Raw genomic sequence first — 24,823 nt, forward strand, 5'->3', positions numbered from 1 at the left:
ATGGACAGTTGATCATACTGAGCTATTGCCAGATAAACTGAAATTTCAGATTTGGATGTTTATGCTAAGATACTTACAACAATAGCAAACGTACAAACTAACAATACTCCCACACCAAACACGACTATCACTTTCTTTGCCTTTTTATCTCCGTTAACAGCCGTATCTATTCTATCAGCCAATAACACACACACGATAGATGCTATCATTAACGGCACAGAAATTAACAACACAGAAATGTTTACCATACTTTTCCTCCCAACAACCTCCAATTATTGTCAGTGTCCGGCTCCATCAATACAAAAGGCAAAGGGGACAATGCTTCTGCGGGGTTCCGTCTGGGGGGCCGGCTGATGCTGGAGGCCCTCACGCCCGTTTAAACTGCTTTTCCAGCTCTTTTTTGGTCAGCTCAATGGCCACCGGCCTGCCGTGGGGGCAGTATTTTACCTGTCCGGACATGACGGCCCCGGCCACCCGTTCCAGCTCCTGGGGGGCGCTGTGCCAGCCCCCCTTGATGGCTGCCTTACAGGCCATGGTGTGGAGCAGATGGTCCCTTGCGGCGGCGGGGTCGGCGGAGCCTGCCGCCAGCAGCTTTTGGGACAGCTCCTCCAGGGCGGCAGGGATGTCCCCGGCGTCCACATCAAAGGGGGCCTGACGCACCGCCAGGTCGGTCCCCAGCTCGTCAGCCTCAAAGCCAAACTCCTCCAGCAGCTCCCGGTGGGCCAGCAGGACCTCCCGCTGCTGGGGGGCCAGCCGGCAAATCACCGGGGCGAGCAGGGTCTGGGCCATGGGATCGTAGCCCTCCGCCTTCATCCGGTCAAAGTTCATCCGCTCGTGGGCGGCGTGCTTGTCAATAAAATAGACCGTCTCCCCCCGCTCCACAATGATGTAGGTGTTGAGCACCTCACCGGCCACCCGCCAGTCCGGCTCCTCATGGGGGAGGAGACTCTGCTCCTCCGCCCCGCCCGCAGGCGATAAAGGCTCCTTTTGAAAGGAGCTGTCAGCGGCATGGCCGCCGACTGAGGATTGTATTTCGCCGTCAGGCGAAATGTGCGTAACGGATAAGTCTTTGGAGACCGGGGTTACTCCGTATATTTCGCTTTGCGACGTGCAATCCTCCGCCCCAGCGTGCGCACTGGGGCACCTCCTTTCAAAAGGAGGCTTTGTCCGCTGCGGCGGGGACGAGGAGGCTGGCGGCGTATAGGTGCTGTCATGCACCCGCACCACGGCAGAAGCGGGTACCCCCGGCGCCCTTCTTACGGGGGAGCTGTCGCCGCCAACGGCGGTGACTGATGGGGCGCCCTCTATGCGCAGCTGATATTCCGTCACCGTGCCCTGGCTGCGCACGCCGGGAAGCTGGGTGTTTTTCAGCACCGCCTGGGGGTAGGAGGTGTCCCCCTCCAGGGCGGAGAGGACGGCGTGGTACACAGCGGAGAACACCGCCCGCTCGCCGCCGAATTTCACCTCGGTCTTGGCGGGGTGAACGTTTACATCCACAGCGTTGAGCTTTGTCCGCAAATGGAGGACGCAGCCGGGGAATTTGCCCACCATCTTCTGATTCTTGTAGGCCTCCTCCAAAGCGGCCATCATCAGGGGGGATTTTACCTGGCGGCCGTTGACAAAGAAGAACTGCCAGCTCCGGCTGGCCCGGCAGCAGGCGGGCATGGACACAAAACCGGTGACGGTCATGTCCTCCCCGCTGGCCTTTACCTCCCGAAAGCCCAGGGCCAGCTCCCGGCCCAGCACGGCGTAGACGGCGCTTTTCAGCTGGCCGTCCCCAGGGGTAAGCAGCTCCTGCTTGCCGTCCCGGATAAACTTTACCGACACCTCCGGGTGGGACAGGGCCACCCGCTGGACCACCGCAAAGACGGCAGCGCCCTCGGCGGCATCTTTTTTCATAAACTTGAGCCGGGCGGGGGTGTTGAAAAACAGGTCCCGCACCACCATGGTGGTGCCCAGGGGACAGCCCGCCTCCTCCACCACGCCGGGGGCGCCCCCCTCCAGGGAGAGGGACGCGCCCAGCTCCCCGTCCGCCGTCCGGGTCAGCACCTCAATCCGGGACACGGCGGCGATGGCGGCCAGGGCTTCCCCCCGAAAGCCCAGGGTGCCGATGGCCTCCAGGTCGTACTCGGTGCGCAGCTTGCTGGTGGCGTGGCGGAGAAAGGCGGTTTTCAGCTCAGAGGGCGGGATGCCCTTCCCGTCATCGGTCACCCGGAGAAAGGTCAGCCCGCCGTGGCTGATCTCCACCGCCACCGTGGACGCCCCGGCATCAATGGCGTTTTCCATCAGCTCTTTGGCCACCGAGGCGGGCCGCTCCACCACCTCCCCGGCGGCGATCAGGTCGGCCACATGAGGGTCTAATACTTGGATGTTTGACATAGATGTGCTCGCTTTCTTTATGATAGGCCCTGCGCTGTCTGCGGGCGGCCACAGGCCGCCCCTACATTGAGCCCCTGTATTGCAGCGACCCCGGGTCCACCCAGGCCTGCCCGGGCCGGTCCTGGTCCAGGAAAATTCTGGCGGTGGAGCCCGCCGGCTCCTCCCACAGATAGGTGCTGCGGACGGTGTAGGTCTGCCCCTCGTAGCGGTATTCGCACAGGACGGTCCAGGGGTGGCGCTTGCGGGTGCCCACGCTGCCGTAGCTGACAGTGACGTGACAGGTGGAGTTGACCACCCGCCCCTGTACCGGGAATCCGCCCCGGCGCAGCCACTCCCGCCGCCGGCCCTGAAGCTGGGCAATCCATAGGCAGGGCATGGCGGCAAACAGCAGCAGCAGTCCCGTCACCCCCAGCATCCAGGGCTCCCCGCTGCGCATAGGGATGGCAATCACATACCCCAGCCCGAAGAGCAGCGCGAAGAAGACAGCCAGCGCGGACAGCACAATGGTAACAATCTCCAACCGGCTGGCCGGGCGGCGCAGGTCCATGAAGTAGTGGGTGTAGAGGTACATGGCGGATTACCCCCTAACGTGGAAACCTAAATTTTCATCTCATATTGCAGGGAATCCGGGTCTAACCAGGCTTGTTTGGGATTTAGAGGGTCCAGATAGACAATGGGCTGGCGGCCGGTTTCCCGGGGCGGCCGCCAGAGAAATTCACTGCGGAGGAAGTAGGTCCGCCCCTCCCAGCGGTAAATGCACATGACTGACCAGGGACTGCGCTTACGAAAGCCGTCACTGCCGAAGCTGACATACCAGTGGCGGCGGGTGGCCTCCGGGATCAACTGGCCCTGAACGGCCAGACCCCCTGATTTCAGGCGGTCCCAGCTGCGTTCCTTCTGCCGGGCCCACAGCAGCAGGCCTGCACCAAACACCAGCAGAGGCAGCCCAAAAAGGGCAAAGTCCTGGGCGCCGCCATTGCGCACGGGGATAGCGAGGATGCTCCCCGCCAGCCCCAGCAGGGTGAACACCCCGCCCAAAATCAGCAGAATCCAGCCCAGCAGGGCCTCATAGATGCGGGGCGGTTTTATCATGGTATCCTCCTTTTGCGCCCGCAGGCGGCAGGCCCCTTTTGAAAGGGGCTGTCAGCCGTAAGGCTGACTGGGGATTGTGTTTCGCGAAGCGAAACATACGAAGTAAACAAAGCTTGCAAAGACCTGGCTTGCTCTGCACATTTCGCCTGACGGCGAAATACAATCCTCCGCCCCAGTGTGCGCACTGGGGCGCCTCCTTTCAAAAGGAGGCTTTTTCGCTGCGGCGGCACGGGGACTATCCTCCGTTCAGGTCCTGTTTCAGCTCGGCCAGAAGGTTGAGCGCCTCAATGGGGGAGAGGATGTTCACGTCGGTCATGCGCAGCTTTTTCAAAACGGTCTCCCCGCCCAGCTGCGTAAGGGACAGCTGATCTGCAGGGGCGTCCTGCGGCCGTCCGCCGCTTACAGGGGCGTTCCCTGACTCCAGCTCCTCCAGAATCTCCCTGGCCCGTTTGACCACCCGGTCGGCCACTCCGGCCAGCCGGGCCACCTCCACGCCGTAGCTCTGGTCCGCCCCGCCCCGGACAATTTTCCGCAGGAAAATCACCTCAGAGCCCCGCTTTTTGGCGGCGATATTGTAGTTTTTCACCCCGGGGACGGTCCCCTCCAGGGCGGTAAGCTCGTGGTAGTGGGTGGCGAAGAGGGTTTTGCACCCCAGCCGCTTCTTGTCGGCGCAGTGCTCCAGCACCGCCCGGGCAATGGCCATGCCGTCGTAGGTGGAGGTCCCACGGCCGATCTCGTCCAGGATGAGCAGCGACTTGCGGGTGGCGCTGCTGAGCAGAGCGGCCACCTCTGTCATCTCCACCATAAAGGTGGACTGGCCGGAGGCCAGGTCGTCGCTGGCCCCGATACGGGTAAACACCCGATCCACCACTCCGACGCGGGCGGAGCGGGCGGGGACAAAGGAGCCCATTTGGGCCATGAGAACGATCAGGGCCACCTGGCGCATGTAGGTGGACTTGCCCGCCATGTTGGGCCCGGTGATGATGGCGGCCAGGTCGTCCTTTTCGTCCATGTGGGTGTCATTGGGGACGAAGGGGGTGGTTTTCAGCATCTTTTCCACCACGGGGTGGCGGCCCTCCACAATGGTGAGGGTGTCGGAGGAGTCCACCTGGGGCATGCAGTAGTTGTTGGCGGCGGCCACCGCGGCGAAGGAGCACAGCACGTCCACCTGGGCCACGGCAGCGGCGGTCTTCTGCAGCTGGTCCACCTGGTCACACACGGCCTGCTTCAGCTGGCAGAACAGCTGGTACTCCAGGGCGGTCACCTGGTCCCGGGCGGACAAGATGGCGTGCTCCAGCTCCTTCAGCTCGGGGGAGATGTACCGCTCGGCGTTAACGGTGGTCTGCTTCCGGGTCCAGTGGTCGGGGACCAGCCCGGTCTGGGACTTGGCCACCTCGATATAATATCCAAACACCTTGTTGGAGGTGATTTTCATGTTTTTGATGCCGGTCTGCTCCTTGGTTTTTACCTCCATGTCGATGATGCGCCCGTTGGCGTTGGTGAGCAGGTCCCGCAGCTCGTCCACCTTTTCGTTGTAGCCAGGGCGGATAAAGTCCCCCTCCCGCACGGAGAAGGGCAGAGCCTTTTCCTCCTCGTCCCGCAGTCCCCGGTCCAGCAGGTCCCGCAGCTGGGGCAGGTCGTCCAGCTCCTCCCGCAGCTGCTGGAGCAGGGGGGAGGGGCAGTGGGAGAGCAGCTCCCGGATATGGGGCAGCTTTCCCAGCCCGGCGGACAGGGCGGCCAGGTCCCGGCACCCGGCGGAGCCGTAGACCACCCGTCCGGCCAGCCGCTCCAGGTCGGTGACCTCCCGCAGGGCCAGGGACAGCTCCTCCCGGGTGATGGCGTCCTCCACCAGGTCGGCCACCCCCTGCTGCCGCCGGGCAATCCGGGCCGGGGAGAGGAGGGGCCGCTCCATCCATCCCCGGAGCAGCCGCCCGCCCATGGCGGTTTTGGTCTTGTCCAGCACCCACAGCAGCGACCCCTTCTTCTCCTTGCCCCGCATGGTGGCGGTGAGCTCCAGGGTCTGCCGGGCGGTGAGGTCCAGCTCCATGAACTGGCCGGCGGAGTAGTAGGAAAAGTGGGAGATATGGCTCAGATCGGTCTTTTGGGTCTCATACAGATAGGCCAGCAGCCCCCCGGCGGCCTGGATTGCGGCCTCGTCCCCGGCGGGGATTTGCTCCAATCCGGTTTTAAACTGCTTCTCCGCCAGAGGCCGGGCGGTCTCTATGCGGAACCTGGCCTCGCCGCCGTTTTCACACAGACAGCCCAGCCGCTCCTTGAGAAAGGCGGCCAGCCCCTCCCGGCTCCAGGCCTCTGAGGACAGCACCGCCTCGGCGGGATGGAACCGGGCCAGCTCGTTTTGCAGATGGCCAAAGCCCTCCTCATTTGCAGGGAAGGAGGAACCGTATACCTCGCCGGTAGAGATGTCGCACAGGCACAGGCCGCAGGCGGCGCAGCCGGCGTAGACGGCGCAGATGTAGTTGTTTTTGCCCTCCTCCAGCATGGAGGAGGCGATCACCGTACCGGGAGTAATCACCCGGATGATGTCCCGGTCCACCAGCCCCTTGGCCTGGGCCGGGTCTTCGGTCTGCTCGCAGATGGCCACCTTGTAGCCCTTGGAGATGAGCCGGGCGATGTAGCTGTCACAGGAGTGGTAGGGCACGCCGCACATGGGGGTGCGCTGGTCCGGGGGCTTGTTCCGGTCCCGGGTGGTGAGGGTCAGGTCCAGCTCCTTGGACACCAGCTTGGCGTCGTCATGGAACATCTCGTAAAAGTCCCCCAGCCGGAAGAACAAAATACTGTCCGGGTTCTGGGCCTTGATGTCCAGATATTGCTGCATCATGGGGGTGATCTCCGGCATGGGAATGTACCTTCTTTCTCTCCAAACGCCGCACACCAGGCGGCACGTTTGCCTTAACGGTGATGTTGATATTTATGTTGACGATTACGTTAATGCAGCTCTAATTGCACGAAAATGTGCAACTATTGCGGTCGTCAGGTTCGCGGCCATCTGTAGGGGCGGTGACAGTGATTTGAAAGCCGGCTGCAAGGTACAAGCTCACACCAGCTCCCCGAACAGCGACCACTTGTTGGCCCCGGTGATTTTCACCTGTCGGAACTGGCCCAGGGCGGAGGGGTCCCCCGCCACCCGGACCAGCCGGTTGCCCGGGGTGCGGGCGGTGAGGCCGTACCGAATGTCGTCAGACAGCCCGTCAATGAGGCAGCGAAGGGTTTTGCCCACATAGGCGGCGTGCTTCTCCTCGGAGATGGCGTCCTGAAGGGCGGTGAGGCGGTTGAAATTGGCCAGCTTCTCCTCCCGGGGCATGGGGTCGCCCATTTTGGCGGCGGGGGTGCCCTGGCGGGGGGAGTAGATGAAGGTGAACAGGGCGTCGAAGCGGACCTCCTCCAGTACCTTTAAGGTGTCCTCAAACTCCTCGGTGGTCTCCCCGGGGAAGCCCACAATAATGTCGGAGGTGAGAACGATATCGGGGATGAGGGCCTTGAGGGCCTTGATCTTTTCCAGATATTCCGCCCGGGTGTGGCGGCGGTTCATCACCTTCAGGATGCGGTCGTTCCCCGCCTGAAAGGGCAGATGGAGCACCGGGGCCACCTTTTGGCACCGGGCCATGGTCTCAAAGAGCTTTTGGGTGGCGTCCTTGGGGTGGGAGGTCATAAACCGGATAAGAAAGTCCCCCGGGATGGCGTTCACTTCCTCCAGCAGGGTGGAAAAGTCCATGGGCTCAGCCAGGTCCTTGCCGTAGGAGTTCACGTTCTGACCCAGCAGGGTGATGTCTTTGTACCCCTCCTCCACCAGCTGGCGGACCTCGGCCAAAATGTCCTCCGGCCTGCGGGACCGCTCCCGCCCCCTGACATAGGGGACAATGCAGTAGGAGCAGAAGTTGTTGCAGCCGTACATGATGGACACCCAGGCCTTGACGCTGTCCTGACGCACCACCGGAAGGCCCTCGGCGATAGAGCCGGCCTCGTCAGGGGTCTGGAAGATCCGCCCGCGCTGGGTGAGCAGGGTGTGGACCATCTCAGGAAACTTCCAAAGGGCGTGGGGGCCGAAGACCAAGTCCACATGGCGGTAAGACTCCCGCAGCTTTTGGGCCGCGTGGGGCTGCTGCACCATGCACCCGCACAGGCAGATGAGCTGTTCCGGATGCCGCCGCTTTACGTGGACCAGGGCGCCCACGTTGCCGAACACCCGCTGCTCGGCGTGCTCCCGGATGGCGCAGGTGTTGATGACAACGATCCGGGCCTGTTCCTCGTCTTGGGTAAAGCCAAAGCCCATTTGCTCCAGACAGCCCCGGATGCGCTCGGAGTCGGCTTCGTTCTGCTGGCAGCCGTAGGTGTCCACAAAGGCCAGGGGTCTGTCCGGCCACTGGGCGGTCAGCCGGGCCACCGCCCGGCAGAAGGCCAGCTGTTTTTCAATATCAGCGGGGGAAATGACAGTGGTGCGATCCATAAAAACCTCCAGAGCGTATTCAGGCGCTATTTTAACTGATACATTATACTATTTTTTTTCGGGAAAGACAAGCGCTTTGTGGCCTTGGGCACAGGAAGGCAGGCGTTGGCCTTGGAACCTGTCATGAAAAATTCATGGAATATTTCATTTTCAAACCTGTCTTGTTGTGCTATAATGGCAATACTGATTAAAACTGGGGTTGTGCGCCCAGAAAACAAGCGGGGAGGAAAGAGATATGAGGAACAAAGTGGTGGTCAGCATAGGCGGAAAGGACTACACCATGGTTGCGGCGGAGGATGAGGGCTATGTCCGCCGGTGCGCGGCGCTGGTGGACAAGCACCTGGCTGAGGTGTCCGCCGGAGGCAGGCTGTCCCAGGCCGACGCGGCGGTGCTGGCCGCCATGAATATCGCCGATTTGCTGTTCAAGGAGCAGGAGACCTCAGAAAATCTGCGCCGCCAGGTGAAGGAGAACCTGGAGGAGGCCAACAGCCTGAAGCTGGAGCTGTCTGAGGCCAAGCGGGAGATTTTCAAGCTGGGAACCAGAAAGTAACGCTCCGTCCGGAGCGGCAAATTGTCAAAAAAGCCTCCCTCTTTGAGGGAGGCGGCACGGTGAAGCCGTGACGGAGGGAGTTTATAGCAATCGTCAGAATTGCCGCCACTTGCAGGGGCGGCCTTTGGCCGCCTGTCCGTCACAGACAGAGCTATTTGGTTCTGCGGGCGGCATAAACCGCAACAGGAGGGATATTATGGAGCTTCTCGCCCCCGCCGGGTCTATGGAGGCGGTTAAGGCCGCCGTCCAGAACGGGGCCGACGCCGTCTATTTTGGATATGGAGACTTCAACGCCCGCCGCGGAGCCCGGAATTTTACCCGGGAGGAGGCCGCGGCGGCGGTTTCGTACTGCCATCTCCGGGGGTGCAAGGTCAACCTCACCCTGAATACCCTGCTGACCGACCGGGAGCTGCCCGGGGCCGCCGAGTTGGCCGCCCACGCCAGCGATATTGGGGTAGATGCGGTGATTGTCCAGGACCTGGGGGCGGCGCGGATGCTGCGCCAGTCTGTCCCCGACCTGCCCATCCACGGCTCCACCCAGATGAGCGTCCACTCTCTGGACGGGGTAAAGCTGTGTGCCGGGCTGGGGATGAGCCGGGTGGTGCTGGGCCGGGAGCTGAGCCGGGAGCAGATTGCCTACATCTGCCAGAATGCCCCCATTGAAATTGAGGTCTTCGGCCATGGGGCGCTGTGTATGTGCTGGTCGGGGCAGTGCTTTTTCTCCAGCGTGATCGGCGGGCGCAGCGGCAACCGGGGGATGTGCGCCCAGCCCTGCCGCCTGAACTACGGCTGGGGCGGCAAGGCCAACGAGTACCCCCTGTCCCTAAAGGACCTGTCCCTGGCCGGGCATTTAAAGGCACTGCAAAACATGGGGGTGGCCTGCCTCAAGCTGGAGGGGCGGATGAAGCGGCCCGAGTATGTGGCCATTGTCACCGGGATATACGCCAGGGCCCTGCGGGAGGACCGGGAACCCACCCCGGAGGAGATGGAGCTGTTAAAGCAGGCCTTCTCCCGCCAGGGCTTTACCGATGGCTATTACATGGGCCAAAAGGGCCAATCGATGTTCGGCACCCGCCAGGAGGAGAAGGAGCCCCGTGAGCTGTATGCCCAGGCCCGCTCCACCTATGAGAACAACGTGGAAAACCGGAAGGAGCCGGTGCGGATGTACGCCCTGATCCAGTCCGGCCAGCCCGCCCAGGCGGCGGCGGAGGACCGGGAGGGCCGGGTGGTCCGGGTGGAGGGCCCCGTCCCGGAGACGGCCCGGAGCCTCCCCCTCACCCGGGAGAAGGTGGAAAGCCAGCTCCGGCGCACCGGAGGCACCCCCTTCCTGTGTGAGAGGGCCACCGCCAGGGTGGGGGACAACCTGTCTCTGCCCCTGTCCGCCCTCAACGACCTGCGCCGCCGCTGTGTGGAGGAGCTGGTCACAGAGCGGCAGAAGCCCCCCCGGCGGCGCAGGGAGAAGTACCAGCCCGGCGTGCGGTATGAAAATCAGGGGGAGGCGCCGGTATTTACCCTGTCACTGCGCGCGGCCTCTCAGCTCAGCGCCGAGCTGATCCGGCTGAAACCCGCTTTGATCTACCTCCCCGCGGACCAGGGGGCTGCCCACCCGGAGGCGGTGAAGCGCTGCCTGGGTGAGGGGGTGGCCATGGCCGTCTCCCTGCCCCGCATCTGCACCGACAAGGAGCTGCCCCGGCTGGAGCAGGACCTGGCCGTTCTGCGGGAGCTGGGCGTGGAGCAGGCCCTGGCCGGAAACTGGGGAATGGTCCGCCGGGCCGGACAGCTGGGCTTTGCCGTCCGGGGGGACTACGGCCTGGGGGTGTACAACAGCCAGACCATGAAGGAGCTGAAACGGCTGGGCCTTGTGGGGGCCACCGTCTCCTTTGAGATGAAATTCCCCCAGATCCGGGATATTTCAAAGACGCTCCCCACCGAATTTATCGCCTATGGCCGCCTGCCCCTGATGATTACCGAGAACTGCATCATCCACAACCACTTCGGGCGGCACACCTGCGGCAATGTGAACCTGCTTACCGACCGCAAGGGGGAGCGGTTCCCCGTGGTAAAGGCCTGGGGGTGCCGCAATGAGATTCTCAACTCCAAAAAGCTGTTTCTGGCCGACAAGCAGAGGGACTGGCAGAAGCTGGGCCTGTGGGGAGCCCGGCTGATGTTCACCACCGAAAACGCCCTGGAGTGCGTCCAGGTGCTGGAGCGGTACTTAAACCGGGGCAGATACCAGCCCAACGATTTTACCAGAGGGCTGTACTATAGGGACGTGGAGTAGACATAAGGCCCCCTTCGCAAAGGGGGGGGCTCCCGGCGAAGCCGGGTGGGGGGCTCCTGACAAGAAGATACACTTCAGCAGGGGAAAACCCTCCGTCATTTGCTTCGCAAATGCCACCTCCCTTTGCGAAGGGAGGCTTTGTCTGCGTGACTGGAAGGAGGTGCATCCATGCTCAGCCGTCAAACACTGTTCTGGCTCAGCCGTGCCTACGACCTGCCCGGCTCGGACGGGCGCTTTCTCCGGGCCGTCCGGGACAACTGCGCCTACCATATCAAACATTGCCCGGAGTACCGGGCCGTCTGTCAGGCGGAGGGCTTTTCCCCGGACCAGGTCCAGACCGTGGACGATCTGGCCAAGCTCCCCGTTCTGCCCACTCTGTTTTTCAAGCGGCACCATGTATCCTCCATGCCCCGGTGGAGGCTCTCCTTTGAGGTGACCTCCTCAGGCACCAGCGGCAGCTTCAGCCGGGTGGGATTTGACTGGGGCTGCGTCCTGGCGGAGGTCCCCATGGTGCTGCGGCTGGGATTTTACCACAAGCTGGTGTCCCCCAGACCGGCCAACTACGTGATTTTAGGCTATAAGCCGGGCAGGCAGGACAAGATGGGGGTGGCCCGGACCATGTTCGGCCTGACCCACTTCGCCCCGCCCCTCAGCCGCTTCTACGCTCTGCGCTGGAAGGACGGCGGATACGTCCCCGACCTGGAGGGGGCGGCGAGGCGACTGGCCCGGTGCGCCCGCTCCCCCTTCCCGGCGCGTATTGTGGCCTTTCCCTCCTACCTCTGGTTCGGCATGCAGCAGATAGAGGAACTGGGGCTGTCGATGCGCCTGCCCAGAGGCTCAAAAATCCTCCTGGCCGGGGGCTGGAAGCAGCACTACGCCCAGGAGGTGGACAAGCCCCGCCTCTACGCCCTGGCGGAGCGGGTGCTGGGGGTGAAAGAGGAGGATATCCACGAATTTTTCGGCGCGGTGGAGCACCCCGTCTTTTTCAACACTTGCAAAAAGCACCACTTCCACATCCCGGCCTATTCCCGGGTTATCATCCGGGATGTGCGCACTCTGGAACCCCTGCCCATGGGGGAGGTGGGGCTGGTCAACCTGATTACCCCCCTTATCAACGCCACCCCGGTAACCAGCGTGATGACCGACGACTTGGGGTATCTCACCCCCGGGGAGGACTGCGGCTGCGGGCTGACTGCGCCCTTCCTCACCATTTTGGGCCGGGCGGGACTGAACGATATCACCACCTGCGCTGCCGGAGCCGCCGAGCTGCTGGGAAAGGGGGAAATGCCATGATATTCGCCGGCGGAAAAATTCTCCCCGACTCAGAGCTGAACCCCGTCCTGGGCTGTCTGGAGGAGGAGATCGTCCATACCCTCAGCGGCCCGCCCCTGGAGCGGGAAACCGTTTTGAGTGCCCTGGACGCTCTGGGCCGGGAGCTGGACAGCGGGGCGCTGGACTCCCTCATTGTCCAATACGCCCCGCCGGGGGCCCGGGAGGAGCTGGAGCGGGTCCGCCCCCAGATCAGCCGCAAGGCTCTGGAGGCCCGGCTGGAGCTGGAGCTGGGCGGTCTCAGCGGCCCCCGGCCCTTTGGCTGCTCAGAGGTGAGGCCTCTGGGGGTTCTGCTCCACGTAGCCCCAGGGAATATGGCGGGCCTGCCCGCCTTCACCGCTGTGGAGGGCCTGCTCACCGGCAACCTCAACCTGGTCAAGCTCCCCCGTGGGGACAGAGGGCTCACCCTGGCGGTGTTCCAAAAGCTGACGGAGCTGGAGCCCAGGCTGGCCCCTTATCTGTACGCCTTTGACCTGTCCTCCAAATACTCCGGGACCCTCAAGGCCCTGGCTGCTCTGGCGGACGGCGTTGTCACCTGGGGCGGAGACGGGGCGGTGTCCGCCCTGCGGGGGCTGGCCCCAACCGGATGTAAGCTCATCGAGTGGGGCCACCGGCTCAGCTTTGCCTACCTGTCAAGCTGGGAGGGACTGGACCTGTCCGGGCTGGCGGAGCATGTTGTCCGCACCGGCGGACTGCTGTGCTCCTCCTGTCAGGTGATTTTCCTTGACGCGGACTATCTGTCCCTGGCGGAGCAGTTTTGCAAGCAGTTTCTCCCTGTGTTGGAAAAGGCCGCGGCCTCCCACTATAAAACCCCCGGCCAGGCGGCCCAGGCCGCCCTCTATGCCAGGGAGACGGCATTGGAACAGATTGTGGACCGGGCGGGCTCCAGTGACCTGAACTTTCCCGGCTGGTGCTGCTCCCTCACGCTGCGCCGGGACATGAACCTGGAGCTGTCCCACCTCCACGGCAGCGTGCTGGTGAAGCGCCTGCCCCGGAAGGAGATCATTTCTGCCCTGCGGCAGCAGAGGGGGCGGCTCCAGACGGCGGGACTGCTGTGCCCTCCCCCGGAGCGGGAGGAGCTGACCGCCCTGCTGGCCCGGGCGGGGGTCAACCGGATCACAAGCCCCGGCCATATGTCGGACACCTTCCCCGGCGAGGCCCATGACGGAGAGTACCCCCTGCGCCGGTATGTGCGGGTGGTGGACATAGAAAACGGATAAATTTTTGAGGAGTTTACAATATGGACTTGAAAATCAAGGCAGTTTCCCCTAAAATCGGAACAGAAATCCCTCTGCCCTTTTACGCCACCCCCGGCTCGGCGGCCATGGACCTCCACGCCTGCCTGGACGAGGCGGCAGTCATCCCCGCCGGGGGGCGGAGGATGATCCCCACCGGGTTGGCTGTCGCCCTGCCCTCCCCCGACTACGTGGCCCTGGTCTACGCCCGCAGCGGACTGGGCATCAAGCACGGTGTGGCCCCCGCCAACTGCGTGGGGGTGATCGACAGTGATTACAGGGGTGAAATCATAGTGGGTCTTCAAAACTCTGGGGAATCAGATTTTACCGTCCAGCCGGGGGACCGTATCGCCCAGCTGATGATCGCCCCGGTGATTCAGGCCAACATCCAAATGGTGGACGAGTTGGACGATACCGCCCGGGGAGCGGGAGGCTTCGGCTCCACGGGGGCGTAAAAATGACCGGCTGCGTGTAGGGCGCGCCCTACAGATCGACGGGGACGTTAAGGAGGAAACTGTATGTTCGGATTGTTTAAACGAAAGGGCGAGGAGCCGGAGGAGAAGACGCGGGAGACAAAGCCGCTCCAGAACACCGAGAACCGGCAGTTCCGTGAGCTTGCCGCCCAGTTTCAGCCGGAGGAGTTAACTATACTGGCGGTGACCGGGGCCAACGGCTTTAACGGGGGCAAGGCGGGCAAGGACAAGCTGTGGTGGGCCGCTATCGGCCTGACGGCCTGGATGGAGGAGGACAGTCCCGACATCCACCAGGGGGAGTTCACCCTGTCCACCATTGCGGACGACCAGCTGCTGGAGCACCTGCGCCGCCGGGCCAGGCCGGACCTTATCATCAAGTTCAGGGGCCGCGTATCGAAGGACGGCAAGCGCCTGCTGCTGCTGGACCTGCCCGAGCCGGCCTTTGACCCCGACCTGAAGACCATTCTGGAGGAACAGAAAAAGCCTGTCACCTTCTGGGAGGAGGGGTTGGGCACCTTTACCCTGAACCGGCAGGTGGACTGGTTTGAGACGGAGCTGGACTGGCTGGGGACGGAGATTTCCCTTACCATTGACATGGACGAGGACCGGGCAAACTGCGTGGCAAACGCCCGGCAGCTGCTGGGCGCGGCGGCGGACTGGGATCAGAGAATCCGGGCATTTGCCGCCGGCGAGCTGGTGGGGCTGGCCAACGACTGGAGCCAGGAGATGGACGATGACGGGGAGACGGCGGAGATCAGCAAAGAACAGTTTATGGAGCGGATGGAGCTGGAGTCCATCGAGGTCCGGGCGGACGGCTCCTTTGAGTTCTGGTTCGCCGACGGCGAGCTGTTCTACGGCCACTCCATCCGGGTCACCGGCGACCTGGAGCACGGCCCGGACGAGGCCCATATGGAGGGATAGCACATGCGGGACAAATGGATGGCCCCTGAGTGGCTGGCCTGCCCGGAAATTCCCCAGTACTCCATCGGCTGGCGGATGGGCTACGGCGAGGACTACGGCTGCCGGCTGTGGGACTGGCTGCAAACCCTGTCCGACAAGGAGCGGGCGGAGTATGAGCGGCTATTCCCCTACCCCGTCTTTTGGGACAGTCTGTCCGTGGAGGAGGACGACGAGGAGGGGGACCCCTCCCTGTATTACGACAGGAACGATTACCTCCTCCGCTTCTGGCGGCCCGACGGCCAGCCCGCCTATAACCGGGAACAGCTGGCAGCGGAGCTCGCCGCTGGAAAGCGGGTGAAGTGGGTCCACTTCTGGGGCCACACCCCGGAGAGGGATGGCCACATCACCGAGACCTGCCTGAGCCAGTGGTGGATGGCGGAGTTCCGGGTGGAAACCCAGCCTTACTGCTGCATGGAGCAGTACATGATGGCTGAGAAGGCCCGGCTGTTCGGAGACAGGGAGACGCTGGAAAAAATTCTGGAGGCCACCGTCCAGGGGAAGATCAAGGCCCTGGGCCGGGAGGTCAAAAACTTTGACCAGGCTGAGTGGGACAAGTGCAAATACACCATTGTTTTAACGGGAAACTTTCAAAAATTCCTGCAAAATCCGGAATTGAAGGACTTTTTGCTGCGCACCGGGGACAAAATCCTGGTGGAGGCCAGCCCCCGGGACCGCATCTGGGGCATTGGCATGGGCAAGGCCAACGAAAACGCCCAAAACCCCGCCGCCTGGCGGGGGAAGAACCTGCTGGGCTTTGCCCTGATGGAGGTCCGGGACGAGCTGCGCCGGGTGTGCGCCAATGAGGACAAAATCGATTGGAGCCTGTAGGGGCGGATATCATCCCAGCGCCGCCAGCATCAGGCGGGCCCCCAGGAGAAAGCCTGAGCGGTAGTACTGAAAGCTCTTCTGCTGTTTCCACTCTCCGTGCAGAGCAAAAAGCCGGTCGAAAAATTCCGTGCCAAATACCGCTTCCACCTTGTCCAGCTCCATGAAAAGCTGAGTGCGTAATTGTTGTTGCGTTTCGTCCTGTTTAGGAGTAATATCGTATTCACCGCTGAATATTTGATACAGAATGCTTTCCATTTTTGATACCTCCGAAATATCTCTTTAAGAGAAGTTCTCTGAAAGAGATTATACTATCCGTATAAAAGTCTGTCAAGAGGTGTTCTCATGTTTTCTAAGAGCTTGTTTGGGCAGCGCATTTTAGAACAGCGAAAAAAACATAACGAGACGCAGACCACTCTTGCGGAGCTTTTAGGTGTGAAAAGCAATCACATCAGCGGAATTGAGTGTGGTAAGCGTACCACCACCGCCGAGCGCATCGCTTTGATTTGTGAGCACTACGGCGTCTCCGCCGACTATCTGTTGGGGCTGACTGACGATCCGGAGCCGAAATACAAGGCAGGCGGCTGAGGTTTGCGAAAAAAGCCTCCTTTTGAAAGGAGGTGCCCCAGTGCGCACACTGGGGCGGAGGATTGTATTTCGCCGCAGGCGAAATGTGCGAAGCAAACAAGTCCAGCAAACCTGATTTACTTCGTATATTTTGCTTTGCAAAATGCAATCCTCAGTCAGCCTGCGGCTGACAGCTCTTTTCAAAAGGAGCCTTTTCTGCCGCCTGCGGGCGGGACGAGAGAGCTGATAATGAGGTGTTTGGATGAAAATCGTCCTTGCTTCCCAATCTCCCCGGCGGAAGGAGCTGCTGGAGCGGATGGGGATTTCCGATTTTGAGGTCATACCGGCCCAAGGGGAGGAGATCGCCACCCGCACCCTCACCCCCGACCAGATGGTAGAGGAGCTGTCCCGGCGCAAATGCGCCGAGGTGGCCGCTTCCCGGCCCGGCGACCTGGTAATCGCCGCCGATACGCTGGTGGCGGTCAACAACCGGGTGCTGGGCAAGCCCCGCAGCGAGGAGGGGGCGGCCCGCATGCTGGCCGCTCTGTCCGGCCGGCTGCACATGGTGTACACCGGTGTGACGGTCTCTCTGGAGGGGAAGACGCTGACCCAGCATGAGGTGACCTCCGTCCGCTTCCGCACCCTGACCCAGGCGGACATCATCCGCTATATCGCCACCGGCGAGCCCATGGACAAGGCCGGGGCCTACGGGATACAGGGCTATGGCTGTGTACTGGTGGAGGGCATTTCGGGGGATTATTATAATGTCATGGGCCTGCCGGTGTGCCGGCTGGCGAGGATGCTGACCCGGTTCGGGGTGAACACCCTGGCCATGGCCGCGGAAAAGGAGCAAAAAACGTGAAGGATTTTCTCCGGCAAAACGGAATACTGCTGCTGGTGATCGCCTTTTTGCTGTCTATTCTCATTGGAGCACTCTCCTTTGTGATGGGCGGCCAGGCCGACCCCCTGTCCAACATTGTCAACACCGTCACCGCCCCGGTGCGCGGGGGGATTGCCGCCGCCGCCGACTGGGCGGAGGGGGTGTACGCCTATGTCTTCCGCTACGGGGAGATGGAGCAGGAGCTCACCGACCTGCGGGCTCAGGTGCGGGAGTTGGAGGAAAAGGTGCGCCAGGGGGAGGAGGCCAGCCGGGAGAACGAGCAGCTCCGGGAGCTGCTGGAGCTGAAGGAGCGGCGGCGCAGCTTTAAGCTGGAGACCGCCAAGGTCACCGCCCGGTCCAACTACAACTGGGAGTCTATCCTTACCCTGAGCAAGGGGACCAAGGACGGCATTGAGGCCGGGGACTGCGTCATCACTGAGACGGGAGTTCTGGTGGGCGTTGTGGACCAGGTGGGGATAAACTGGTCCACCGTCTCCACCATCATCAACACCGACACCGAGATCGGCGGAATTGTCACCCGTACCTTCTCCGCCGGCGTGCTGGAAGGGGAGTTTTCCCTGATGAATCAGGGAAAGCTGAAGCTGAACTACCTGCCTGAGGGGGCCCAGCTGGTGTCCGGGGACGAGGTGCTCACCTCCGGCCGGGGGGATATGTTCCCCTCCGGATTGCCGGTGGGCCATGTGGAGGGTGTGTTTACCGACCCCTCAGGCCAGACCCGCTACGCCGTCATCCAGCCCTCCGTGGCTCTGGACTCCCTCATTGAGGTGTTTGTCATCAAGGATTTTGATATTGCTGAGTAAATAGAACAATCATCCGATTTTCCGCCAATGCAGGGACAGCCTGCGGCCGCCCCCGCAGGATATAGCCGCCCCCTTTATGGGGGAGCTGGCCGCAAAGCGGTCGGAGGGGCCCTTGCGTGGAAGGAGCTTTTATGACGCGCAGAGATTTTATCCACAAATGGTTGGTCTACGCCCTGGGGCTGCTGCCCGTGTGGCTGCTGGACGCCTATATCCTGCCCCGCTACCCGCTGTGGGGAGTGGCGCCCATGCTGCTGCCCCTGACGGTAGCGGCGGTGGCCGTGCTGGAGGGGGCCTACTCGGGCACCGGCTTTGGCATGGCGGTGGGGCTGCTGTGGGAGCTGGCCTACCCCGGCGGCTTTGGGGGTCTGGTGTTTTACTTGGCCCTGTCCGGAATGGCCATGGGCTCGGTGGCGCAGTACGCCCTGAGCCAGTCCTTCCCTGGCTGCCTCATCTGTTCCGCCGGGGTTCTGGGTCTGCTGGACTGCCTGCGGGTGGTCCGGATGCTGTTTATCAACGCCGCCGGCCTGGCTGACCTGCTCCAGGTGACCATTCCTGAGTTTCTCTGGTCTTTGGCCTGGACCCCCCTGGTCTGGCTGCTCTTCCGGGCCATCTACAACCGGGTGGGCGGAACCCGTCTGGCATAGACATAAAGGAGACGCTATGGATTCCAAACAATTTCACCGCCGGGTGTGGGTGATGGTGCTGCTGCTGGCGCTGATGGTCACCGGTATGGGGGCCGCCCTGTATGACTTGCAGATCAACAACGGCGACAGCTACTATCTGGCGACCCAGAAGAAAATTGCCGAGACGCAGACCGTAGAAGCCGCCCGGGGCCAGATTCTGGACCGGAACGGCCAGGTGCTGGTGTCCAACAAGGTAATCTATGAGGTCAGACTGAATACCAAGCTGATGGGGAACGACCAGAAGCGGAATGGGATCCTCCTGTCCCTCATCCAGGCTGCCCGGGCGGAGGGGGTGACATGGACCGACAACCTGCCCATTACCGAGACGGTCCCCTTCTCCTTCACCACCGCTCAGCCCTACTTTACCATCCAGCGGGAGGAGGACGGCACCATTACAAAGACCCTCACCCGGCTGGGCAGGCTGGCTGTCAGTATGAAGTGGATTGAAGATCCAACCAAGGAGCCCGAGGAGGAAGAGCCGGCCGCCCCCAAGGAGCTCAGCCTGAAAGATAAAATCAAGGCCTTTTTCGGCCTGGCCCCCAAGACGGAGGAGACCCCCGAAAAGGAGGAGGGCCCCCAGCCCCTCCCCACCGCCGAGCAGCTGCTGGGCAAGATGTGCGCCAGCTTCGGAATCGCGGGTGAGGGGGCGGTGGACAAAAAGCAGGCCGAAAAAAACGGCCAGACAGTCCCCGACCTGAACATTGGCAGCATGCCCAAGTCAGACGCCCGGGCCATGGCCGGGGTGCTCTATGAGCTGTACCTCCGCTCCCGTGAGGTCTATATCGCCACCGAGTATATCTTTGCCTCCGACGTGGATATCGACTTTATTTCCCGGGTGAAGGAGCTGGACCTGGCCGGGGTGGAGATTGAGGCTACCACCATGCGCCAGTACCACACCAAATATGCCGCCCACCTGCTGGGCCGCACCGCCCAGATGGACCGAAACGAGTGGGCCTACTACAAAACGGTGGATGAAGACGGCGACGGCGTGGGCGACTACCAGATGAACGACGTGGTGGGCAAGGAGGGGGCCGAGCTGGCCTTTGAGAGCCTGCTCCGGGGCAAATCGGGCACCCGGCAGGTGGAGCGGAACACCAAGGGCAAGATTGTGGACGCCACCTGGACCACCGAGCCTGAGCCGGGGAACAATGTGATCCTCACCCTGGACATAGGCCTCCAGGCCTATGTGGAAAATCTGCTGGCCGAGTCCGTCCCCAAGCTGCAAAGCGAGGAGACGGAGGGGGCCGCCTGCGTGGTGCTGGACGTGAAGACCGCCGAGGTGCTGGTGGCAGCCAACTACCCCACCTTCGACCTGGCCAACTACGCCTCCGAGCTGCGGGAGAAGGCGGAGGACCCCCTCAAGCCCTTCCTCAACCGGGCGCTGAACGGCCTGTATCCCCCCGGCTCCACCTTTAAGATGATTACCGCGATCGCCGGACTGGAAGAGGGCATCATCACCCCCAAGACCAAGATCAAGGACGAGGGCCGGTACACCTACTGGACCGATGTCAACCCGCCCCAGTGCTGGATTTACCGCCAGTACCGGAGCAACCACGGCATGGTGGACGTGGCTAAGGCCATTGAGGTGTCCTGCAACTACTTTATGTTTGAGGTAGGCCGCCAGCTGGGCATTGAACGGCTGGACGAGTACGCCGCCCGCTTCGGCCTGGGGGAGAAGTCCGGCATCGAGCTGGGAGAGGCGGCCGGCGTGGTGGCCGGTCCGGAATACACCGAGAGCCATGGGGATACCTGGTATGAGGGCAGCATTACCTCGGTGGCCATTGGCCAGGAGAGCACCCAGGTCACCCCTCTCCAGCTGGCCAACTATATCGCCACCCTGGTCAACGGCGGCACCCGCCACGCCGCCCACATGCTGAAAGAGACCAAATCCAGCGATTTTTCCCAGGTGACCTACCAGTATGAGCTCCAGGTGCTGGACGAGATTGAAATCAAGGACGAGAATCTGACCGCGGTGAAGGAGGGCATGCTGGCCATGGCCCAGAGCAACCGGGCCTTCCAGAGCCTGCCCTTCAAGGCGGGGGCCAAGACGGGCTCCGCCCAGATCAGCGCCCAGACCGAGTCCAACGCCGTGTTTGTCTGCTTTGCCCCCTACGACGACCCGGAGATCGTGGTGGCCATGGCCGTGGAGCACGGCGGCAGCGGCGGCGAACTGGCCTCCATGGCCGCCGACGTACTGAGCTACTACTTCTCCTCCAAGGAAACCCGGGAGGAGATCCCCACGGAAAACACCTTAATCCGGTAGCGAAACACAAAAGACTCCCTCTCTGAGGGAGCCTCCACAAAATAGAAGGAGATGTATCAATTATGGCAGAATGCACACATGACTGCTCCAGCTGCTCCGCTGACTGCGGTTCCCGGGACCTGCGGGTGCCCGCCAATTCCATGTCCAGCGTCAAACAGGTAATCGCCGTGGTCAGCGGCAAGGGGGGCGTGGGCAAGAGCACGGTCACCGCTTCTCTGGCGGCGGCCATGGCCCAAAAGGGCCGCAAGGTGGCCGTTCTGGACGCCGACATCACTGGACCCTCCATCCCCACCGCCTTTGGTATTCACCAGCGGGCCACCGGTTCCGACGCAGGTATCGACCCCGCCGTGACCGCCGGAGGGATTAAGCTGATGTCCCTCAACCTCCTCTCCGCCAACGAGACCGACCCGGTGATCTGGCGGGGCCCGGTGATCGCCGGGGTGGTCACCCAGTTCTGGCAGGAGGTCATCTGGGGGGATATCGACTATATGTTTGTGGACATGCCTCCCGGCACCGGCGACGTGCCCCTTACGGTGTTCCAGTCTCTCCCTGTGGACGGGGTGATTGTGGTCACCTCCCCCCAGGACCTAGTGTCTATGATTGTGGCCAAAGCGGTGAATATGGCCAAGATGATGGACATTCCCGTGCTGGGTCTGGTGGAGAACTACAGCTATTTCCAGTGCCCTGACTGCGGCAGGCAGCACGCCATTTTTGGTGAAAGCCATATCGAAAAGGTGGCTGCAGAGCTGGATGTCCCAGTCCTGGCCCGGCTGCCCATCAACCCCGCCCTGGCCGCCGCCTTCGACGCCGGGAAAATCGAGGCCTTCCCCACCAACTATATGGCCGAACTGGCCGAAAAGCTGGACAGCTGAAAAAACATCCCGCCCGCTTGCTATAGGAAACTCTATCTTTTTTGCAGGCGGCCACAGGCCGGCCCTACAAGTGGCAGCAATTTTGACGATTGCTATAGAGGATATTGCGGAGTATATTGAAGAGAAATGAATTCCCCGGCTCCGCCGGGGAATTTTTCTGCCCTTGGACAGGCAAATCCCTTGAAAATGTCCTCATGGTAGGATACAATATCCAGGAAGAGGAAGGGGATGTATATGGACAAGAGAACATTGGAGGAGCTGTCCCCCGGCCAGAGCGGGACAATTTTGTCCATTGGCAATAAATCGGGGACGGTAAAGCGCCGGCTGGTGGACATGGGCCTCACCCCGGGCACCGAGGTGAGGGTGACCAAAATCGCCCCCCTGGGCGACCCCATTGAGGTCAATCTGCGGGGGTATCAGCTGTCCCTGCGGAAGGAGGACGCCGGGCAGATTGTCATGGGCCAGCCCCGGCCCAGGGGGTCCGGCGCGGCCCGGGCGGCCATGACCCGCCATACTCCCGACCCGGAAACCGCCCGCCGTCAGCTCCACGACCATGAGCACGAGCTGGCCGAGCACGCCGGACGCTACGACCCCGCCGCCCATGACAGGCGGGCCATGCGGGTGGCCCTGGCGGGCAATCCCAACTGCGGCAAGACCACCCTGTTCAACGCCCTCACCGGCTCCAACCAGTACGTGGGCAACTGGCCCGGCGTCACTGTGGAGAAAAAGGAGGGCACCGCCCACATTGGAGACCGGGAGGTAACCGTGGTAGACCTGCCGGGCATCTACTCCCTGTCCCCCTACTCCATGGAGGAGATTGTGTCCCGGGATTTTATTATCGGCGAGGCTCCCGACTGCGTCATTGACATTGTGGACGCCACCAATCTGGAGCGCAACCTCTACCTCACCGCCCAGCTGCTGGAGCTGGAGCGGCCCACGGTGGTGGCCCTCAACTTTATGGACGAGGTGGAAAAGCGGGGAGATAAAATTGATGTAGACCGGCTGTCCAAGGAGCTGGGCGTCCCTGTGGTGCCCATTACCGCCCGCACCGGCGAGGGCATTGAGCAGCTGCTGCACACCGCCCATCGGCAGATGCACCTGGGGGTGACCATCGAGCCCGACGACCTCTATGACGACTATACTCACGACATCCACCACCGCATGGGTAAGCTGCTCCACGACTACGCCTACGCCGCCAACCTCCCCGCCCACTGGGCGGCCATCAAGCTGCTGGAGGGGGACGCCATTGTGGAAAAGGCCCTGGACCTCCCCCCGGAGGTAAAGAGGCAGCTGGACGCGCTGGTGGCCGAATACGAGAACTCCAGCGACCTGGGCGATCGGGAGACCCTCATTGCCGACAGCCGCTACCAGTACATCCAGCGGGTGGTGGGAGTATCGGTGGTCAAGGGGGACGTGTCCGGGGAGCTCACCTTCAGCGAGAAGATCGACAGGGTGGTCACCCACCGCCTCTGGGCCATCCCGCTGTTCCTGTGCACCATGCTGGTGATGTTTGTAATTACCTTCGGCCCCTTCGGCGCCTGGCTGTCTGACGGCGTGGGGGCGGGGATGGACGCTCTGTCCGCTTGGCTGGCCCCCGCCCTGGAGGGGATAGGGGTGTCCGCCGTGGTCATCTCCCTGATCTGCGACGGCATCATAGCCGGGGTGGGGGGCGTGCTCACCTTTCTGCCCCAGATTGCCCTGCTGTTCTTTTTTCTCTCTCTGCTGGAGGATTCGGGCTATATGTCCCGGGCCGCCTTTATCATGGACCGGGCCCTGCGCCGGTTCGGACTGTCCGGCAAGGCGTTTATCCCCATGCTTATGGGCTTTGGCTGCTCTGTCCCCGCCATTATGGGAGCCCGGACTATGGAGAACGAGAAGGACCGGCGGATGACCATCCTGCTGGTGCCCTTTATGTCCTGCTCCGCCAAGCTGCCCGTCTACGGTCTGATCTCCGCCGCCTTTTTCGGCCCCTGGGCGGGGCTGGTGGTCTTTGGGCTGTATATTGTGGGGATGATTGTGGGCATTCTCTCGGGTCTGTTCTTTAAAAAGACCCTCTTTGCCGGAGAGCCCGCCCCCTTTGTGCTGGAGCTTCCCCCCTACCGCCTGCCCTCCCTGGGCAATATGCTCACCCATGTGTGGCAGAAGGTGAAGGGGTTTCTGGTCAAGGCCGGAACGCTGATTCTGCTCATGTCCATGGTACTGTGGCTGCTCCAGTCCTTCGACTTCTCTCTGCACATGGTGGAAGACGCCTCCTGCAGCATGCTGGGGACCCTGGGCGGAGTAATCGCCCCTGTGTTCGCCCCTTGCGGCTTTGGGCACTGGCAGGCCGCCGTGGCTTTGCTCACCGGGCTGGTGGCCAAGGAGATGGTGGTCTCCTCTTTGTCCATGTTCTATGGCTTCTCCCTCACCGCCGCCAGTGGGGAAGTGGCCGCCGCCATGGCCGGCTTCACCCCCCTGTCCGCCTTTTCCATGCTGGTGTTTATCCTGCTGTACGTCCCCTGCGTGGCCGCCGTGTCCACCCTGTTCAAGGAGATGAACTCCTCCAAGTGGGCCTGGTTTTCTATCGCCTGGCAGATGGGCTGCGCCTATGCGGTGTCGTTTTTAGTGTATCAAATTGGAGGGCTGTTTCTGTGATGAGCGGCTTTGATGGAGGCCATTATGAAGATTGAACATGTGGCAATGTATGTAAATGAACTGGAACGGGCCAGGGACTTTTTCATAACCTATTTTGGGGCGGAATCCAATGCGGGCTACCACAATCAAAACACCGGTTTGCGGTCCTGCTTTCTGTCCTTCCGGGAGGGAGCCAGGCTGGAGCTGATGAACAGGCCGAGCATGGAGGACCTGGAAAAGCCCTATACCAGAACGGGCCTGATTCACCTTGCCTTCAGCGTCGGGAGCAGGGAGAAGGTGGAGGAGCTGACCGCCCGGCTCAAAAAGGATGGCTTTGAAGTGCTGAGCGGCCCCCGCACCACCGGCGATGGATATTATGAGAGCTGTATTGTGGGGATTGAAGGCAACCAGATTGAGATCACAGTTTAACCTTGCTCCTTGTGCCGGAACGGGATATAGCGTTGGCAGGCACTGTGGGTATAGTCATCTGTGGGGTGCAGCTTGTCGTGACGCCGGGTTCCATCCCCGTTGTGGA

22 protein-coding genes are annotated in these 24,823 nt (G+C 62.1%); 15 read left to right on the top strand and 7 right to left on the bottom strand.

Translation table 11 applies throughout. The features are described from left to right. Window positions 1-59 precede the first annotated feature (59 nt). From NFS22_RS14815 to miaB, 6 genes are all read right to left on the bottom strand, one after another. Window positions 60-248 (bottom strand): protein CrcB-like protein, encoded by a 189-nt coding sequence (locus tag NFS22_RS14815; RefSeq protein ID WP_251318491.1) that lies wholly within the window; start codon window positions 246-248, stop codon window positions 60-62. Window positions 249-366: 118 nt separating this feature from the next. Then, on the bottom strand, window positions 367-2,379 hold the full coding sequence (gene mutL / locus NFS22_RS14820) for a DNA mismatch repair endonuclease MutL (RefSeq protein WP_251318492.1): 2,013 nt from the start codon (window positions 2,377-2,379) through the stop codon (window positions 367-369). 61 nt (window positions 2,380-2,440) lie between these two features. Further along, window positions 2,441-2,950: a DUF3592 domain-containing protein gene (locus NFS22_RS14825; RefSeq protein ID WP_251318493.1), complete on the bottom strand. Its 510-nt coding sequence runs from the start codon at window positions 2,948-2,950 to the stop codon at window positions 2,441-2,443. A 26-nt stretch (window positions 2,951-2,976) separates the two neighbouring features. Continuing rightward, on the bottom strand, window positions 2,977-3,471 hold the full coding sequence (locus NFS22_RS14830) for a hypothetical protein (protein WP_251318494.1): 495 nt from the start codon (window positions 3,469-3,471) through the stop codon (window positions 2,977-2,979). A 235-nt stretch (window positions 3,472-3,706) separates the two neighbouring features. Continuing rightward, a complete protein-coding gene (mutS, locus tag NFS22_RS14835) occupies window positions 3,707-6,328 on the bottom strand; it encodes a DNA mismatch repair protein MutS (protein WP_251318495.1) in 2,622 nt (873 codons plus the stop codon). Window positions 6,329-6,526: 198 nt separating this feature from the next. Further along, window positions 6,527-7,936 carry a tRNA (N6-isopentenyl adenosine(37)-C2)-methylthiotransferase MiaB gene (gene miaB / locus NFS22_RS14840; RefSeq protein ID WP_251318496.1) on the bottom strand — a complete coding sequence of 470 codons (1,410 nt, stop codon included), beginning with the start codon at window positions 7,934-7,936 and terminating at the stop codon, window positions 6,527-6,529. 235 nt (window positions 7,937-8,171) lie between these two features. Here miaB and NFS22_RS14845 point away from each other — a divergent pair, with 235 nt between their 5' ends. The 7 genes from NFS22_RS14845 to NFS22_RS14875 all read left to right on the top strand — a co-directional run bounded on the left by NFS22_RS14845 (window position 8,172) and on the right by NFS22_RS14875 (window position 15,592). Then, window positions 8,172-8,486: a cell division protein ZapA gene (locus tag NFS22_RS14845; RefSeq protein WP_251318497.1), complete on the top strand. Its 315-nt coding sequence runs from the start codon at window positions 8,172-8,174 to the stop codon at window positions 8,484-8,486. A gap of 196 nt (window positions 8,487-8,682) precedes the next feature. Then, complete coding sequence (locus NFS22_RS14850) at window positions 8,683-10,767, top strand: U32 family peptidase (RefSeq protein WP_251318498.1); 2,085 nt, start codon at window positions 8,683-8,685, stop codon at window positions 10,765-10,767. 168 nt (window positions 10,768-10,935) lie between these two features. Further along, complete coding sequence (locus NFS22_RS14855) at window positions 10,936-12,060, top strand: LuxE/PaaK family acyltransferase (RefSeq protein ID WP_251318499.1); 1,125 nt, start codon at window positions 10,936-10,938, stop codon at window positions 12,058-12,060. Continuing rightward, window positions 12,057-13,316 carry an acyl-CoA reductase gene (locus NFS22_RS14860; RefSeq protein ID WP_251318500.1) on the top strand — a complete coding sequence of 420 codons (1,260 nt, stop codon included), beginning with the start codon at window positions 12,057-12,059 and terminating at the stop codon, window positions 13,314-13,316. Before NFS22_RS14855 ends, NFS22_RS14860 begins: the two co-directional genes overlap by 4 nt. Before the next feature lie 20 nt (window positions 13,317-13,336). Beyond that, the gene (gene dut, locus NFS22_RS14865) at window positions 13,337-13,786 is read left to right on the top strand and encodes a dUTP diphosphatase (protein WP_251318501.1); all 450 of its coding nucleotides are present in this window, start codon (window positions 13,337-13,339) and stop codon (window positions 13,784-13,786) included. Between the two features lie 63 nt (window positions 13,787-13,849). Beyond that, window positions 13,850-14,725, top strand: a complete 876-nt coding sequence (locus tag NFS22_RS14870) for a DUF2262 domain-containing protein (RefSeq protein ID WP_251318502.1) — start codon at window positions 13,850-13,852, stop codon at window positions 14,723-14,725. A gap of 3 nt (window positions 14,726-14,728) precedes the next feature. Next, window positions 14,729-15,592, top strand: coding sequence for an NADAR family protein (locus tag NFS22_RS14875; protein ID WP_251318503.1), 864 nt, complete (start codon window positions 14,729-14,731; stop codon window positions 15,590-15,592). A 9-nt stretch (window positions 15,593-15,601) separates the two neighbouring features. Here NFS22_RS14875 and NFS22_RS14880 read toward each other — a convergent pair whose 3' ends face one another. Next, window positions 15,602-15,847 carry a hypothetical protein gene (locus NFS22_RS14880; protein ID WP_251318504.1) on the bottom strand — a complete coding sequence of 82 codons (246 nt, stop codon included), beginning with the start codon at window positions 15,845-15,847 and terminating at the stop codon, window positions 15,602-15,604. A gap of 87 nt (window positions 15,848-15,934) precedes the next feature. Between NFS22_RS14880 and NFS22_RS14885 the strand changes: the two genes are divergently transcribed. The 8 genes from NFS22_RS14885 (at window position 15,935) to NFS22_RS14920 (ending at window position 24,717) form a co-directional block, all read left to right on the top strand. Further along, on the top strand, window positions 15,935-16,177 hold the full coding sequence (locus NFS22_RS14885; RefSeq protein WP_251318505.1) for a helix-turn-helix domain-containing protein: 243 nt from the start codon (window positions 15,935-15,937) through the stop codon (window positions 16,175-16,177). A gap of 241 nt (window positions 16,178-16,418) precedes the next feature. Further along, complete coding sequence (locus NFS22_RS14890) at window positions 16,419-17,018, top strand: Maf family protein (RefSeq protein ID WP_251318506.1); 600 nt, start codon at window positions 16,419-16,421, stop codon at window positions 17,016-17,018. Next, a complete protein-coding gene (mreC, locus tag NFS22_RS14895) occupies window positions 17,015-17,857 on the top strand; it encodes a rod shape-determining protein MreC (protein WP_251318507.1) in 843 nt (280 codons plus the stop codon). Before NFS22_RS14890 ends, mreC begins: the two co-directional genes overlap by 4 nt. Before the next feature lie 131 nt (window positions 17,858-17,988). Beyond that, window positions 17,989-18,501 (top strand): rod shape-determining protein MreD, encoded by a 513-nt coding sequence (locus NFS22_RS14900; protein WP_251318508.1) that lies wholly within the window; start codon window positions 17,989-17,991, stop codon window positions 18,499-18,501. A gap of 16 nt (window positions 18,502-18,517) precedes the next feature. Then, window positions 18,518-20,803, top strand: a complete 2,286-nt coding sequence (locus NFS22_RS14905) for a penicillin-binding transpeptidase domain-containing protein (RefSeq protein WP_251318509.1) — start codon at window positions 18,518-18,520, stop codon at window positions 20,801-20,803. Between the two features lie 62 nt (window positions 20,804-20,865). Continuing rightward, the gene (locus NFS22_RS14910; RefSeq protein ID WP_251318510.1) at window positions 20,866-21,675 is read left to right on the top strand and encodes an Mrp/NBP35 family ATP-binding protein; all 810 of its coding nucleotides are present in this window, start codon (window positions 20,866-20,868) and stop codon (window positions 21,673-21,675) included. 234 nt (window positions 21,676-21,909) lie between these two features. Further along, complete coding sequence (gene feoB / locus NFS22_RS14915; RefSeq protein WP_251318511.1) at window positions 21,910-24,309, top strand: ferrous iron transport protein B; 2,400 nt, start codon at window positions 21,910-21,912, stop codon at window positions 24,307-24,309. A gap of 24 nt (window positions 24,310-24,333) precedes the next feature. Further along, window positions 24,334-24,717, top strand: coding sequence for a VOC family protein (locus NFS22_RS14920; RefSeq protein ID WP_251318512.1), 384 nt, complete (start codon window positions 24,334-24,336; stop codon window positions 24,715-24,717). Window positions 24,718-24,823: the final 106 nt, after the last annotated feature.

The sequence above is a fragment of the Flintibacter muris genome (genome assembly GCF_943192995.1).
GTDB classification, from domain to species: domain Bacteria; phylum Bacillota; class Clostridia; order Oscillospirales; family Oscillospiraceae; genus Lawsonibacter; species Lawsonibacter muris.